This is a genomic window from Nocardiopsis sediminis (assembly GCF_042650565.1).
GTDB lineage: Bacteria > Actinomycetota > Actinomycetes > Streptosporangiales > Streptosporangiaceae > Nocardiopsis_B > Nocardiopsis_B sediminis.
The window spans coordinates 61,655-76,910 of sequence record NZ_JBHSBH010000014.1; the positions used below are offsets into that span (position 1 = coordinate 61,655).

The 15,256-nt window shown below is 74.0% G+C and carries 11 protein-coding genes; 8 read left to right on the forward strand and 3 right to left on the reverse strand.

Annotation, left to right across the window (positions count from 1 at the left end):
• From ACFOVU_RS21965 to ligD, 3 genes are all read left to right on the forward strand, one after another.
• Positions 1-1,156, forward strand: a 1,156-nt coding sequence (locus ACFOVU_RS21965) for an endonuclease/exonuclease/phosphatase family protein (RefSeq protein ID WP_378536590.1), incomplete at its 5' end; no start/stop codon positions are given.
• A 351-nt stretch (positions 1,157-1,507) separates the two neighbouring features.
• Positions 1,508-2,161, forward strand: a complete 654-nt coding sequence (locus ACFOVU_RS21970; RefSeq protein ID WP_378536592.1) for a DNA polymerase ligase N-terminal domain-containing protein — start codon at positions 1,508-1,510, stop codon at positions 2,159-2,161.
• A gap of 19 nt (positions 2,162-2,180) precedes the next feature.
• Positions 2,181-3,137: a non-homologous end-joining DNA ligase gene (gene ligD / locus ACFOVU_RS21975; RefSeq protein ID WP_378536593.1), complete on the forward strand. Its 957-nt coding sequence runs from the start codon at positions 2,181-2,183 to the stop codon at positions 3,135-3,137.
• Between the two features lie 21 nt (positions 3,138-3,158).
• On the opposite strand, the gene ACFOVU_RS21980 is transcribed toward ligD, so the two are convergent.
• On the reverse strand, positions 3,159-3,449 hold the full coding sequence (locus ACFOVU_RS21980; RefSeq protein ID WP_378536595.1) for a chorismate mutase: 291 nt from the start codon (positions 3,447-3,449) through the stop codon (positions 3,159-3,161).
• Between the two features lie 391 nt (positions 3,450-3,840).
• On the opposite strand from ACFOVU_RS21980, the gene ACFOVU_RS21985 reads away from it, so the two are divergent.
• The 4 genes from ACFOVU_RS21985 to fxsT all read left to right on the forward strand — a co-directional run bounded on the left by ACFOVU_RS21985 (position 3,841) and on the right by fxsT (position 13,141).
• Entirely contained in the window at positions 3,841-5,277 is a 1,437-nt protein-coding gene (locus ACFOVU_RS21985) for an aldehyde dehydrogenase (RefSeq protein WP_378536596.1), read from the forward strand.
• A gap of 265 nt (positions 5,278-5,542) precedes the next feature.
• A complete protein-coding gene (locus tag ACFOVU_RS21990) occupies positions 5,543-7,384 on the forward strand; it encodes a VMAP-C domain-containing protein (protein WP_378536598.1) in 1,842 nt (613 codons plus the stop codon).
• A gap of 22 nt (positions 7,385-7,406) precedes the next feature.
• Positions 7,407-8,519 carry an AAA family ATPase gene (locus ACFOVU_RS21995; protein WP_378536600.1) on the forward strand — a complete coding sequence of 371 codons (1,113 nt, stop codon included), beginning with the start codon at positions 7,407-7,409 and terminating at the stop codon, positions 8,517-8,519.
• Positions 8,516-13,141, forward strand: coding sequence for an FxSxx-COOH system tetratricopeptide repeat protein (gene fxsT / locus ACFOVU_RS22000; protein WP_378536602.1), 4,626 nt, complete (start codon positions 8,516-8,518; stop codon positions 13,139-13,141). Before ACFOVU_RS21995 ends, fxsT begins: the two co-directional genes overlap by 4 nt.
• Before the next feature lie 54 nt (positions 13,142-13,195).
• On the opposite strand, the gene ACFOVU_RS22005 is transcribed toward fxsT, so the two are convergent.
• Positions 13,196-13,471 carry a DUF397 domain-containing protein gene (locus ACFOVU_RS22005; RefSeq protein WP_378536603.1) on the reverse strand — a complete coding sequence of 92 codons (276 nt, stop codon included), beginning with the start codon at positions 13,469-13,471 and terminating at the stop codon, positions 13,196-13,198.
• 230 nt (positions 13,472-13,701) lie between these two features.
• Between ACFOVU_RS22005 and ACFOVU_RS22010 the strand changes: the two genes are divergently transcribed.
• Positions 13,702-14,043 (forward strand): CU044_2847 family protein, encoded by a 342-nt coding sequence (locus ACFOVU_RS22010; RefSeq protein ID WP_378536605.1) that lies wholly within the window; start codon positions 13,702-13,704, stop codon positions 14,041-14,043.
• A gap of 766 nt (positions 14,044-14,809) precedes the next feature.
• Here ACFOVU_RS22010 and ACFOVU_RS22015 read toward each other — a convergent pair.
• The coding region (locus ACFOVU_RS22015; RefSeq protein ID WP_378536606.1) for a PaaI family thioesterase at positions 14,810-15,256 on the reverse strand (447 nt) is incomplete at its 5' end.

Genomic DNA, 15,256 nt, shown 5'->3' on the forward strand with positions numbered 1-15,256 from the left:
CGACTCCGCGCAGGAGGGCGGCGGGGCGCAGGTGCGCTTCGCGACGTTCAACGCCGCGCTGAACCGGCCGGACGAGGGCGGGCTGATCGACGACCTCTCGACCCCCGATGACGCCCAGGCGCGGGCCGTGGCCGAGGTCATCCAGCGCAACCGCCCCGATGTGCTGCTGGTCAACGAGTTCGACCACGACGAACAGGGCCGGGCGGCGCGCCTGTTCCAGGACAACTACCTGGCCGAGGGGCAGAACGGCGCCGACCCGATCGACTACCCGTACCGCTACAGCGCGCCCGTGAACACCGGGGTCGCCTCGGGCATGGACCTGGACAACAACGGCTCCGCCGTGACGGAGCCGGGCGCGCCGGGCTACGCGGAGGACGCGTTCGGGTTCGGCGCGTTCCCGGGCCAGTACGGGATGGCCGTCTTCTCCCGCTACCCCATCGACACCGAAGCCGTCCGCACCTTCCAGACGTTCCGCTGGGCGGACATGCCCGGCGCGCTGCTGCCCACCGACCCCGCCACCGGGGAGGGCTTCTACTCCGACGAGGAGCTGGAAGCGCTGCGGCTGTCGTCGAAGAGCCACTGGGACGTCCCAGTGCGCACCGGCCGGGGCGAGACCGTGCACCTGCTGGCCGCCCACCCCACACCGCCGAGCTTCGACGGCCCCGAGCAGCGCAACGTCCTGCGCAACCACGACGAGATCCGCTTCTGGGCCGACTACGTGGACCCGCGCGAGAGCGGCTACATCTACGACGACGCGGGCACGCAGGGCGGGCTGGCGCCCGGCGAGAAGTTCGTGGTGGCGGGCGACCTCAACGCCGACCCGGAGGACGGCGACGGTTACCCCGGGGCCGTCGCGCAGCTGCTCGAGGCGCGCCGGGTCAACGGCGCGGTGCGGCCCGGCAGTGAGGGCGGGGCCGAGGCGGCCCGGCTCCAGGGCGGCGCCAACGAGGACCACGCGGGCGATCCGGCCCTCGACACCGCCGATTTCGGCGACGACCCTGCCCCCGGGAACCTGCGCGTCGACTATGTGCTGCCCTCGCGCGGCCTCCCGGTGCGCGGGACCGGCGTGTACTGGCCGACGGTGGCGGACCCGCGGTCGCCGGCGGCCGGCGCCGCCTCGGACCACCGGCTGGTCTGGCTGGACCTGCGCGCCTGACCGTTTCGGGTCACCGGTGCGCCCCGGTCCCCTCTGGGGCGCACCTTGGCGGACTCATCGAACACGAGTACGAATATCGCACTCCTCGAGTGGGTACGGAACGCACATGTCCGGACACACACGGTGCCGGGCGATCGTGGGCGATGAGGGGGAGAGATGGTCCGTGGGGGTGATGCGCCGCGGCCGGAACGGCGCTGTGAATGGTTCCGGCTCGCGATGGCGCTGGTGCGGACCGGGCTCGCGGTCCTCCGCTTCGCGCTGTGGTGGTCCCGGCACGACGGCCCCGCATAGGCCCGAGCCCTCGCGGGTAGCCGCCGGGGGAACGGCGCAACAGCGGCGGCAGGGGGTGCCATGGACGCGCGCGACGACCGGGGCAGGCTGTCGGACTACGACCGCAAGCGCGACTTCGCGCGCACGCGCGAGCCGCACGGGTCGGCGGGGCACCCCGACGGTGCCGGCGGCCGGCCGATCTTCGTCATCCAGCACCACGTGGCCCGCCGCGACCACTACGACTTCCGCCTGGAGGTCGACGGCGTGCTGCGGTCCTGGGCCGTGCCCAAGGGCCCCTCGACCGACCCCCGCGAGAAGCGGCTGGCCGTGCCCACCGAGGACCACCCGCTCGACTACGCGGACTTCGAGGGCAGCATCCCGGCGGGCGAGTACGGCGGCGGGACGGTCCTGGTGTGGGACACCGGGACCTACACCAACACCACGCACAAGCGCGACCGCGACCTGACCATGGCCGAGGGGCTGGAGCACGGGCACGTGTCGTTCCGCCTCGACGGCGAGAAGCTCAGCGGCGGCTACGCCCTGAGCCGCTTCCGCACCGGAGCCGAGGAGGCGTGGCTGCTGGTCAAGGCCAAGGACGACGAGGCCGACGCCCGACGGCACCCGGTCGCCGGCAGCCCGGAGTCGGTGCGCACCGGCCGCCGCCTCCAGCAGGTCGCCGACGACGAGGGCCGCACCCTCACCGGCCGCGAGCTGGGACAGCAGGACGCGTCCTGATCAGCGCGGTGGCGGGGCGGTGAGCGAGGGGGTCGAGGTCTTCTCCGCCGGGCGGCGCCGGGTGGGCGTCGGGCGGCCGGGCAAGGAGCTGTTCGGCGCGGGCGGGGTCACCAAGCGGGAACTGGCCGGGCACTACCGGCGGGTGGCGCCGTTCATGCTCGCCCACGTGCGGGGGCGGCCGCTGGCGCTGCACCGCTTCCCCGACGGCATCGATCCCGGCGCCTCCGGTACGCCCGGCTTCTTCCAGAAGAACCTGCCGGAGTACGCGCCGGAGTGGCTGCGGGGGGTGCGCGTCGACCGCATGCACGGCGGCCCGATCACGATGCTGGTCTGCGACGACACCGCGACCCTGCTGTGGCTGGCCGATCAGGCCGTGATCACACCGCACCCCTGGACCACCCGGGCCGCGGCCCTGCGCCGGCCCGACCGGATGATCTTCGACCTCGACCCGCCCGGCCACGACTTCGCCGCCGCGCGGCGGGCCGCCTATGACGTCCGCGACGTGCTGGCCGAGGTGGGGCTGGCCTGCTACATCATGACCACCGGATCGCGGGGGCTGCACGTGGTGGTGCCCCTGCGGCCGGAGGCGGACATCGACGCGGTCCGCGACCTGGCCCGCGGCATCGCGGGGGCCGCCGCGCGGCGCCACCCCGGCCGCCTCACCACCGAGGTGCGCAAGGACAAGCGCGGCGGGCGGCTGTTCCTCGACACGATGCGCAACTCCTACGCCCAGCACTCGGTCGCCCCCTACGCCGTGCGGGCGCTGCCGGGGGCGCCGGTGGCCACCCCGCTGTGGTGGGAGGAGCTCGACGCGGTGCGGTCGGCCGGGGCGTGGTCGGTGCGCAGCCTGCCTGGGCGCCTGGCGGAACTGGCGGCCGGCGGCGACCCCTGGCACGCCCTCGGGCGCCACGCGCGCTCCCCGCGGCGGGCCGGCGAACGCCTGGCCCGCCTCACCGGCGCCGCGAGCCCCCAATGATCTGGAGAACAGGGGCCGGGCTCACCGATCGGCGAGCGGGCCCCGTTGTTCTTCCTCGGCCGCTTCCAGGCCCGCCTCGATGACGGCGGACATGATGCGGGCCAGCCGGGGCGCGCCCAGGCGGGGTGCGTGCCGTGCCATGGCGGCGACGAGCGCGCGTTCGCGCTCGGGGTCGCGGCCGGCGAAGCCGCCCACCGGCTTGTGCCGCTGGACTTCGGCGGCGAGCAGGGCGCGCTCCTCCAGCAGGGCGGCGAGTTCGGCGTCGACGCGGTCGATGCGGGAGCGGAGATCGGTGATCGTGCCCGGGGCCATGTGCGGACTCCTTCGTCGCGGGGCGGTCGGCGCGCCGCTGAACGGGAGGCGGGTCGGCCGCGGGAAAAGAAAAAGAGCGGAAGGCCATGGCCTTCGCGCTCTGGTGCCGACGTACGTCCCGGTGCCGCCTATGTGCCGGAGGCCGACGCGGACGCGGTCGGCCTGGTAAACACGCGGTGGCGGTGGGTCGTCATAGGGGGATCCTACCCTCAGTGCCGGGCCGGACGGGGCCCGCCGGGGCCGCCGCTCCTTGGGCGGACCCAGCCGTCCACTCGCGCACGGCAACGCGTTTCACCCGCCGTTCTCCCGCTCCTCCCCTAGCCAATGGCGTGGTCGGCCGGGAAACTGAAACGTGTTCTGTTAAGGAGTTCCATCCATGCTGGGAGGTCGGATGCGCACGCATGATCGGCTCTACATCGGAGGAGACTGGGTGGCGCCCGCCGGGGCGGGGAGCATCGAGGTCGTCTCGCCGCACTCGGAGGAGGCCGTCGGCCGGGTACCCGAGGGCACCGCCGCCGACATGGACCGCGCCGTCGGCGCCGCCCGGGAGGCGTTCGACCGCGGCCCCTGGCCGCACGCCGCCCCCGCCGAGCGGGCCGCGGTCCTCGCGAAGCTGGCCCGGATCTTCGAGGAGCGCACCGCGGAGCTCGCCGCGCTGATCACCGCCGAGATGGGCAGCCCGCTCTCCTTCTCCCAGCTCGCCCAGGCGCCCCTGGCGCACCAGACGCTCGCCTATTACGCCGGCCTGGCCGAGGACACCGCCTGGACCGAAACCCGCCCCGGGCTGTTCGGCCCGGTGCACGTGGACCGCGAACCGGTGGGGGTGGTCGCGGCGATCGTCCCGTGGAACGTGCCGCAGTTCCTCACCGCCGCCAAGATCGGCCCGGCCCTGCTGGCCGGCTGCACCGTCGTGGTCAAACCGGCGCCTGAGACCGCGCTCGACCCCTATGTGCTGGCCGAGGCCGCCGCCGAGGCGGGGGTGCCGCCGGGCGTGCTCAACATCGTGGCGGGCGGGCGCGAGGCCGGCGAGCACCTGGTGCGCCACCCCGGTGTCGACCACGTCGCGTTCACCGGCTCCACCGCCGCGGGCCGGCGCATCGGTGCGATCTGCGGCGAACGCCTGGCCGGTGCCAGCCTGGAGCTGGGCGGGAAATCGGCGGCGATCGTGCTGGAGGACGCCGACCTGGCGGCCTACATCGGGATGCTGCCGATGACCGCGCTGCTCAACAACGGCGAAGCCTGCATCGCCCAGGCGCGGGTGCTCGCCCCCCGCTCTCGCTACGGGGAGGTCGTCGAGGCGGTGACCGAGCGTACAGGGGCTCTGGTGGTCGGGGATCCCGCCGACCCCGCCACCGAGGTCGGCCCACTGGTGTCGGCCGCCCAGCGCGAGCGCGTGGAGGGCTACATCGCGATCGGCCGCGCCGAGGGGGCGCGCGTCACCGTGGGCGGCGGCCGCCCCGCCGGGCGCGACCGCGGCTTCTACGTGGAGCCGACCGTGTTCGCCGACGCGCACAACTCCATGCGCATCGCCCAGGAGGAGATCTTCGGCCCCGTGGTCGTGGTGGTGCCCTACGACGACGAGGACGACGCCGTGCGCCTGGCCAACGAGAGCGACTACGGCCTGGCCGGATCGGTGTGGACCGCCGACCCCGAGCGGGGGCTCGCGCTGGCGCGCCGCGTGCGAACCGGAAGTTTCGGGGTGAACTTCTACAACATCGACGTGAACACGCCGTTCGGCGGCTACCGTGCCAGTGGGGTGGGGCGCGAGCTCGGCCCCGAGGGGCTGAGCCCCTATCTTGAATACAAGTCGATCGTGACGCTCGGTTAGCGGGCTCCTTTCCGGCACGGTGGCAACGGTGGTTGCGGCCGTGCCGAAGTCATGTCCGCGCCCCGGACCGCGAAAGCCGAATCGGACGCCCCTACCCTCTTTCTCCTGGAACCTCTCCCCGTCTTCGAGCGTCTCACGTCATATAGTCGCGTAGCCGCCTCCATACGTAGAGTAAACAGCGCCACAAAGGGAACATAAAGAGCCAGCCGAATTGCGCACCGCGTGGAAGGCCCCCCACACAACCGAAGAAAGAGGCCGCGTCACGGTGGCATCTCCTTCGCTCGTCCTCACCCCCACCTGGCAGGTCCGGATCAAAGGCTCCGGCGATGCCGTCGTCGGCGGCGGCGTGCTGGTCCCGGGCGACCGGATCCTGACCTGTGTCCACGTCGTCAACGCCGCCCTGGGCAGGGCGGCGGAGCCGGCCGTGCCCGATCCCGGGCAGCCCGTGGCCGTGGACGTGCCCTGCGGGGGCGGCTACCGGCCCCGGACCGCGCGGGTCGTGGCCTCCTCGTGGAACGCCGAGCGCGACACCACCCTGCTGAGCCTCGACCGCACCGTCCACGGCAGTTCCGCGGCCCGCCTGGGGGGCCGGATGGCCGAAATCGCCGCCACCGGGCGCCCCCGGGCCGTGCGGGTCCAGGGCTACCCGCGCGACAGCCCGCACGGGCTCAGCGCCGATGCCCACGTGATGGGGCCGGGCGGGGACCTCCCGCACCGGGCCCAGGTGCACATCGCCGAGTCCCGGCCGGCGCACTTCGAACCGGGCTTCAGCGGCTGCGGCGTGCTCGACGCCGCCGAGGGGTCGGTCATCGGCATCATCGTCAAGGCGCGCTATGCGACGGCCCACGACGGCGGCCACATCGGGCTGATGGAGCCGCTGGAGATGGTCGACCCGCTGTCCGCCCTGCTCGCCGACCCCCAGCTGGACGCGCTGGAGCCCGCGCTGACCGCCTTGCGCTTCGAGGCCGTCGCCGCCGCCTACCTCGCCGCGACCCGCGACCGCATCCCGGAGGGGACCGGCTTCACGACCGCGTGGGACGCGTTCACCCACCTGCGCGCCATGACCCCGCGCGCCGACCGGGTGCCGCGCGAGATCGTCTTCGTCGAGCAGATCGCCCGCACCGGGGTCGCCAACACCGCGGTGCTGCACGCCTACTCCGACAGCAGACCCGGCGGCGAGGTGCCCGACGGCGCCCTCGCCGAGCTGCGCGGCGCCGGGGCCGGCCCCCCTCCGGCGAAGGGCGCGCTGATCTTCGCGGCCGAGGCGGTGCCCGGCGACCCCGCCGCCCCGGCGCGCTACATCCTGTCGCACTGGATCGACAACGGGCACGACCTCACCAACGGCGGCTCCGCGGAGGTTTCGGTCGACGGGGTGCGCGATGCGGTCCTCGGTTGGATCGAGGCGGCTGAGGCGGGACCGGGCTTCTGGGACGCCGAGGACGCGCCGCCCCCGACCCGGCTGGAGTTCTTCCTGCCGTTCTCGCTGCTGACCCAGCGCATCGCCCAGTGGCGGCTCCGGGCGCCGGCATCGGGCGAGGGCGAGCGGGTGGGCGCGGCCTACGAGATCGTCCTGCACCACACCGAGCGGCTCGACGTCCAGGTCAGGGCGTGGGGGCATACGCGCGCCCGGCTGATGCGGCGCTGGCAGCTGCTCGGCGGCAACGACGGCGGGATCCTCTACCGCATTCCGACCGCGCCTCCGGCGGAGGAGGGTATCCCTCTACAGGACCGGCTGGCCGACCCGGCCATCGTGCTCGTGGCACTGGGCACGCGTCCCGATCGCGATGACGGGGAACGACAGCTCTACCGGGCTTTGGAGGCCGGTCTTCCGGCGATCACCTGGCTGGATGCGGCCGACTCCGACGCGACACGAAGATTCCACGATTCGCTAGGATCGGCAATTACGCGGGAAGGAGGCGCCATCTCCCGCAACGACCTCGACACCCTGCCCGAATACCTGCACAGGTGGCGCGTGCGGAGCGCAGATCCGGACTATGAGGACGAAGGCTACGATCCCTACGATATCACCGTAATTCACGACGATTTCCACCAAATTCGAAAACTCCGCTCGACTGGCATATTCTCCTCCCCGAAAAAGGCGCGATGACAGCGACGAGGAAGGTCCTCTGATGGCGTCCTCACCGACGTCCGGCCCCGCGCACGCCGGCACCGGCGGCTCCCCCTCGCCGTCCTGGTGGATCTACCGCGGCACCGGCCGCCCCGACCTGTACGCCGCGAGCCTCCAGGAGCGACTCCCCCACCCCCCGCCCTGGCGGCGCTTCGACGGCGGGCCGGACCAGCCCGACCCCCCGGCCGACGAAACCGAGACCACCCGGATCCTGGGCGCCTCCGCGAGCCCCGCCGACCGCCCGCTCACCGAGCACGAGACCACGGTCGTCGACGCCGTCAACACCGCCCTCCTGCTGCGCCGCCCCCTCCTGATCACCGGCGACCCCGGCGTGGGCAAGTCCAGCCTCGCCTACCGGGTCGCACGCGAACTCCGCCTCGGCCGCGTCCTGCGCTGGTCCATCACCAGCCGCTCCACGCTGCGCGACGGCCTCTACCGCTACGACCCCCTCGCCCGCATCCAGGACATCTCCGCCGACGCCGCGGCCGCCGCCGGCACCACCCCCGACGACCGCCCCATCGGCGACTACCTGCGCCTGGGCCCGCTGGGCACCGCCCTGCTGCCCCACCGCCTGCCCCGGGTCCTGGTCATCGACGAGTTCGACAAGGGCGACGCCGACCTCGCCAACGACCTCCTCGGCGTCCTGGAGAACGGCTCCTACGACATCCCCGAGCTCGCCCGGCTCCGCTCGGCCCAGCCCCGGATCACCGTCCCCACCGACGACCCCGGCTCCACCGCGCCCATCGACGGCGGCGCGGTCCGCTGCCACGAGTTCCCCTTCATCGCGATCACCAGCAACGGCGAACGCCCCTTCCCGCCCGCGTTCCTGCGCCGCTGCCTGCCGCTGCGCCTCCAGCGGCCCACCCACGACCAGCTCGCCGACATCGTCTGCGCCCACTTCGACGGCCGCGACCGCGCCGCCGACCGCGAGCTCATCGCCGAGTTCCTGCGCCGGTGCGACGAACTCGGCGGGCTCTCCATCGACCAGCTACTGAACTCGGTCCATCTCGTTAGTTCCGAAGTCCGCACGCATGCCACATCCTTGGATCCGAACGCCTGGAACCGGATACTGGGACTGGTCTGGCAACGCCTCATGGAAGCGGGCCGTGGGTGACCGGCGACAAGGGTCTAGGACGGCCCAGGACCGCGGGGCCGGCATCGCCGCCGTCCCCCGATCAGCCGTCCCACGACCCCCCGCCCGCCGCGCCCACCTGGTGGGAGATCGGCGACGCGCTGTGGCTGGCCGCCCACCGCGAGCCCCCCGGCGATCCCGCACCGCCCGCTCCTGAGCCCCCGCCGCCGCCCCAGGCCGTCCCCCAGGCCCGCGACACCGACACCGCGACCCCGCCCCCGCCCGCTGCCGACCCCCCGCGACCGCCGGCACCCGACCCCGGGATGTCGGCGCCGCTCCCGCCCGCACCGACCCCCTCCGCCGACCCCCCGGCGTACCCGCCCCCGCCGGGCGGTTCCGGCCTGCCCGCACCGGCCCGCCCCCGGCTCGGCGAGCGCCGCGCGCTCGTCCGCGCCCTCCAGGCCTTCCGCCGCCGCCACGAGGCCCCCCACGCCACCCGGCTCGACGAGGACTCCACCGCCGACGGCTTCGCGCGGCGCGCACTGGCCGATCCCCGGCCCGGGCGCGCCCGGCGCACCCCCGTCCTGCCCGTGTTCTCGCCGCTGCTGGAGGTCGCCGACCACCTGACCGTGCTCGTCGACGACAGCCTGTCCATGATCGTCCAGCAGCCGCTCGTCGACGACCTGCTGTCCCTGCTGGGCCCGCTCCAGGTCTTCCGCACCATCCGGACGTTCTTCTTCGACTCCGACAAGGCCCGCACCGCCGACCTCACCCTGCGCGCCGCGCACGGCCCCGCGCCCGACCCCGCCCGCCTCTTCGCGGGCCGCGACCGCGACCTCCTGCTCGTCCTCAGCGACGGCGTGGGCGACGGCTGGCACAACGGCGCCGTGGGCGGCTGGCTGGCCCGCTGGGGCGCCGACGCCGCGGTGGGCGTCGCCCACCTGCTGGACCGCCCCCTGTGGCGGGGCACCGGCATGCGCCCCTGGCACGTCGGGCTGCGCGCCCCCGCCTCCCCCGGCGGGGCCGCGCCCCCCAACACCGCCTACCGCGCCCGCCCGCTGTCGCCCGGCGGCCCGGCCCCGGACCTGCCCGGCCTGCCCGACGGCTCCGTGGCCGTCCCGCTCTTCCCCATCGCCGCGGCCGACATCGAGCGCTGGGCGCACTTCGTCCGCGGCCGCCTCGGCGGAAACGAGTACGCCACCACGGCGCTCGTGGTCGAGCCCGCTGCGCCCGAGCCCGGCCCCGCCGCGGAGCCCGCCGACCCCATGGACGCCCCCGCCGCCGAGGCCGTGCCGCCCTTCCCCGGCGCCGACGAACCCGCGCCGCGGCCGCTCGACGCCCGCGAGCGCGTCGAGATCTTCCGCGTCGTCGCCTCACCCGCGGCGTTCCGCCTGGCCGTGCGCCTGGCCGCGATCCCCCTGAACCTCGCGACCATCCGCCTGGTCCAGGAGCGGTTCACCACCGCACCCCGGCCCTCCGACCTCACCGAGGTGCTGTGCTCCGGGCTGATCCGGCGCACCGACGACGCCCCCGGCATCGACCGCGGCGATCAGGTGACGCTGGAGTTCCACCCCGGCGTGCGCGAACTCCTCCTCGCCGCCGGCGGCAGCCGCCGCGAGGTCAAGGAGCTGCTGGAGGCGGTCGCCGCCCGCTACCGCGACTCCGTTCCGTGGTTCGCCGCCCTGGAGCGGTTACTGCTCGGCCAGGCGCCCGGGGAGCGCCTGCCCGACGCCGACCCCGCGTCCGCGCCCTTCGTCAACGCCGTCGGGCCGGCGCTGGACGCACTGCCCGAACAGCTCCGCCGGGCCGCCGCCGAGCCGCCGCCACCGCTCGCGCACGGCGACCCCGATGACACGCCACCGGAGGACCGGCGACCCACCCCGGAGAGCCGGGACCCGGGCACGGACACCGCCGCCGATCCCGAACCCGTCCCCCGGTACGCCGCTCACGACCGTGAAAGCCCAGAGGATACGACCGTGGTTCCAGCAGATCCCCAGCCGACCGGCATTTCCCAGGCGAGCCCCATCGGCGGCCCGGCCTCCTCTGTGCTGAACGGAGGACCCGCGCCCGAGCCCGTGCGCTACGACCCCTTCGGGGACGTGCCGCAGGGCCCGCGCACGCGGCCGCTGGTCTGGGGACAGATCCCGCCGCGCAACGCGACCTTCGTCGGGCGCGAGAGCCTCCTGTCCGAGCTGGGCGACCGGCTGCGCGAAGGCGACACCACCGTCCTTCCCCCGTCGCCGCCGCACGGTCCGGGCCGCCCCGTTCCGCCGCCCCAGGTCTTCCCGCAGACGCTCCAGGGCATGGGCGGTGTGGGCAAGACCCAGCTGGCCCAGGAGTTCGCATGGCGCCACCGCGGCGACTACGACCTCGTGTGGTGGGTCCCCTCCGACACCCCCTCCCAGATCCAGCAGTCGCTGATCGAACTCGCGCCAAAGCTCGGCCTCCAGCCGGGCGGCGACCCCTCCGCCACCGTGCGCGCGGTCCTGGAGTCCCTGCGCACGGGCACGCCGTACGGCAACTGGCTGCTGGTCTACGACAGCGCCTCCGAGCCCTCCGAGGTGCAGCCGTTCATCCCCTCCGGGGGCCCGGGGCAGGTGCTGATCACCTCGCGGTCCCCGCAGTGGCGCACGGTCAGCGGCAACCTGGTGCAGGTCGACATCTTCGAGCGGCACGAGAGCACGGAGCTGCTGCACAAGCGCGGCCCCGAAGGGCTCTCCGCCGAGGACGCCGACCGTATCGCCGCCAAGCTCGGCGACCTGCCGCTCGCGATCGAGCAGACCGCGGTGTGGCTCTACGAGACCCTGATGCCCGCCACGGAGTGGCTCGAATTGTTCGACGAGAAGACCGAGGAGCTCCTGTCCAGCGTCTCCCCCGGCCCGGACTACCCCAGGTCGGTGGCGGCCACGATGAACATGACCCTGGAACGGCTGCGCGAGTCCAACCCGGGCGCCCTGCGGCTGCTCCAGGTGTGCGCGTTCCTGGCGCCCCAGCCGATCCCGCGGCGCCTGTTCAACAACGCCCGCAACGTCGAGGCCCCCGCCGAGCTCGCCTCGATCCTCGCCGACCCCGGCATCGAGCTGAGCCGCGCGCTGCGCGCCATCGACCGCTATGCGCTGGTCAAGATGGACCACCGCAACTCCACCTTCCAGCTGCACCGGCTGGTCCAAGAGGCGCTCAAACTGCCGCTGAGCCCCGAGGAGCGCACGGAGCTGCGGCACTGCGCCCACATGCTGCTGGCCAACCTCGACCCCGGCGACCCCCTGTCGGCCCACGACTGGCCGCGCTACGTGGAGCTGCTGCCCCACGTGTGGGAGACCGAGCAGTGGGACTGTGAAAGCGATTGGGCGCGCCAGCTGGTGCTGAGCGAGGTCCGCTTCCTGGACCTGTGGGGCCGCCCGGGCGAGGCCGAGCCGCTGGGGCGGCGCGCCCTCAACCTGTGGACCGAGAAGCTGGGCGCCGAGCACCCGCAGACCCTGCGCGTGTCGATGCGCTACGCGCTGATCCTGTCGAGCCTCGGGCGCTTCCAGGAGTCCTACGAGCGCAGCATCCGGCTGGTCGAGACCCTCACCCGGCTGCGCGGCACCGACGACGAAGAGACCCTGGAAGCCCGCATCGACCTCGCGCTGGACCTGCGCAACCTGGGCCGGTTCCGCGACGCCGTCGAGGTCAGCCACGAGGTGCTGGAGCGCCAGCAGCGGCTCTTCGGCCGCGACGACCCCCTCACCTTGCAGACCGCGCACATCCACGCCATCGGCCTGCGGCTCACCGGCGACTTCACCACCGCCATGGAGATCGACCGGCACAACCACGAGCGCCGCATCCAGATGCTCGGCCCCGAGCACGCGCGCACCCTGAGCAGCAAGTACGGCTACGCCCAGGGGCTGATGGAGTCCGGCCGCTACTGGGAGTCCATGCAGGCGCTCGACGAACTGCACGCCGACAACTCCCGCCTCTACCCCGCCCAGTCGCCGCTGCGCCTGATCACCATGCTCGCGCTGTCGGCGGTCAAGCGGCGCACCGGCCGGCTGCGCGAGGCGGTCGCGCTGTCGCACGAGGCCTACCGCATGTTCGAGGACCACTCCGGCCCCGACTCCCAGAACACCGTGCGCGCCGCGGCCAGCCACGCGGTGTCGCTGCGCGCGATCGGCGAGCACGACGCCGCGCTGGCCCTGTCGGCGGACGCGCTGGCCCGCTACCGCAGCATCTACGGCGCGCAGCATCCGCTCTACGCCGACGCCCTGGTCAACCATGCGGTCACCCTGCGCCTGCTCGGGCGCGTCGACCAGGCGCGCACCGCCGATGAAGAGGCCATGGCCGTCCACTCCGACCGGCTGGGCGACGACCACCCCTCCAGCCTGGCCAACGCCGTCAACCTCGCCAGCGACCTGTTCGCGGCGGGCGATGCCCGGGCGGCGCTCGACCTCGACGTGCGCACGCATGAACGCGCCGTGCAGGTCTTCGGCAATGACCACCCGCTGACCCTGGCGGCCCTGCGCAACATGATGATGGACCGCCGGGTCGTCGAAGGGGCGGCGCTGGAGGAGGAGAGGGCCGAGGTCGTGCGCCAGTACCGGGCGCTGTTCGGCCCCGACCACCCGGCCACCCGGTCGGCCGCGCACGACGTGCGCGCCAACTGCGACCTGTTCATGAACGGGATGTGAGGTGTGCGGGCGGGGCCGCGGGCGCGGCTGTGGTGCGCGCCCGCGGCCCTGCTCTCAGCCGAGGTCCCCCCGGTCGACCCCGCTCACGAACTCCCTCCACGCCCGGAGGCTCACCCCGATGACCGCGCCGCCCGGGTCGTGGGAATCACGCACCAGCACGCGGGCCCCCGGCACCCGGGCGATCTCCACGCAGTCCGGCGCTTGGTTGCTGTAACTGGACTTCCACCACACGGGCTCGCGCCCCGGGACACATGCCGACACGCCCTTGGGCCGGCGCCGACTCTTCCCTCTTCCGGGTTCGTCTCCGGGCACGATCGAATCAATGCTCATACGGAACTCTCGACCAAGGCGAGTGGCCGACCACCTGTACAGAGGAACGCAAACGGAACACGGATCTTCCCACGACGATTATCCCGACATGTCTCCGGTCGTTTTTTTATATCCCCGGTGTGGACCAATTCATGTAGCCCGATAGCGGACAGTTACCTTACGTCGCGACGGGCGGCGGGCGAAGACGAGGCGACCGCGGTGTGGCGGACGACGGCGAAAGGCGGCTCACCATGGCGGAGATCATCCGGTTCACCAGCGACGAAGGCGCGTCCGTGCTGGTCGAGGCGGCAGGGAGCTCACCGGGCATGCAGGAGGTGTCGGGCCGCGACATCATCCGCAGCGCCGACGAGAAATTCGAGGCGATACTGGGAAAAGTCCGAGAGCTGTCCCGGCTGATCGGACGCGAATTGGGTGACCTGGCCGCCGGGCCGGAAGAGATCACGGTCGAAATGGGTATCAGCGTCAACGCCGAGGCCGACGTCTTCATTGCCCGGGCGGCCGCGGAAAGCGCCTTGGCGGTAACGATGACCTGGCGTCGCGAGGGTGCTCCCATCACCCGGAAACGCCATTGACCGCGCCGGCCGGAGGCCCTCGGGGCGCGACCGAAACCGTGGCGCGACCGGCGCGTGGGGCGCCGGTGGGGTCCGGGATCGCGGAGACGCAACGGGCCCGTGCGCCCGGCGCGATAGGGGGCGGCCGGGACGGGCGGGCGGCGGAGGGCTCCCGCACCCGGGGCTCGCGTTCTGCGCCGCCCGGCCCGCGCCGCCAGTGACGCGGTCTGCGGGTGCGGCGACGACCGGTGTGCGAATACGGTCCGCTCGGCCGCGCCCGATTCGGACGCCCAGGAAGGCGGTCTGGCCGAATTCGGCCAGCTGCACCCGCACGCGCACGGGGGCCTGAACGGCCGGGCGACACGCCGCCGGGGCCGCCGGAAGGTCCGCGGTTGCCCCGATCGAGCGGGGCCGGCCGGGCGCGGGCGCCGCCTTCCGTGATTCCGCGGGGGCCGTGACCGACACTGGTGGAGAGATCGCACGGGGCCGGAGTCGGCCGGTGCGGGTGCGCCGTCGCAGCGGGGACCGCGGCCGCGGCGGGCCGGCCCGCCTGTTCCGCCGCCCCACGACCCTGACCCCGGCCCGGGCGCGGGCCCCGGCGGTCCCGCGCAGGGACCGGTCCGCGGGCACGGCCCGCGCCCCGCATGCGCGCCCGCCCGCCTGCGGTGCACGGCTCCCGGCGACGGCTCCGGTCCGCCCGGCACGCGGGCCGGACCACCGGACGACGGAGCCCCTGTGTGCGCACCGCCAGGCGCGGCGGGCGTCTCCCCGTCGCGGGGGGCCGAGCTCAGCCGGGGAGGGGGATCCGCACCATGATGGCGGTCCCCTCGGCGGTGACCTCGCCATTGTGGCGGATCTCGGCGGAGACGAAGACCTTGCGGCGCTCCATCCCGGTGACGCGGGCGGCGACCTGCAAGGGGACGTTGAGCGGGGTGGGGTCGCGGTAGTCGACGTCGAGCTTGGCGGTCAGGCAGGGCACGCCCGCCGCGTTGGCGGCGCCGCCCAGCGCCTGGTCGAGCAGTGCGGCGATCCAGCCGCCGTGCACGAGACCGGGCGGCCCCTGGTAGACGCCGCCCAGGACGACCTCGCCGCGCAGCTCGGTGCCGTGCTGCTCCAGGTGCAGCGGCGGTGCGGCCGGGTTGGTCGGGCCGGCCACGATGTTGGTGACGGTCCCGTATTCGGCCCCGCTGTCGGGCCGGGTGCGGCTCACCATGGCGCCGACCGGGCGGGGCGC

What these genes read in the sequence shown, in the direction of transcription:
- ACFOVU_RS21970 (WP_378536592.1), top strand. Translation starts at nt 1,508, where the DNA reads ATGGACGCGCGCGACGACCGGGGCAGGCTGTCGGACTACGACCGCAAG.
- ACFOVU_RS21985 (WP_378536596.1), top strand. Translation starts at nt 3,841, where the DNA reads ATGCGCACGCATGATCGGCTCTACATCGGAGGAGACTGGGTGGCGCCC.
- ACFOVU_RS21995 (WP_378536600.1), top strand. Translation starts at nt 7,407, where the DNA reads ATGGCGTCCTCACCGACGTCCGGCCCCGCGCACGCCGGCACCGGCGGC.
- ACFOVU_RS22010 (WP_378536605.1), top strand. Translation starts at nt 13,702, where the DNA reads ATGGCGGAGATCATCCGGTTCACCAGCGACGAAGGCGCGTCCGTGCTG.
- ACFOVU_RS22005 (WP_378536603.1), bottom strand. Translation starts at nt 13,471, where the DNA reads ATGAGCATTGATTCGATCGTGCCCGGAGACGAACCCGGAAGAGGGAAG.
- ACFOVU_RS21980 (WP_378536595.1), bottom strand. Translation starts at nt 3,449, where the DNA reads ATGGCCCCGGGCACGATCACCGATCTCCGCTCCCGCATCGACCGCGTC.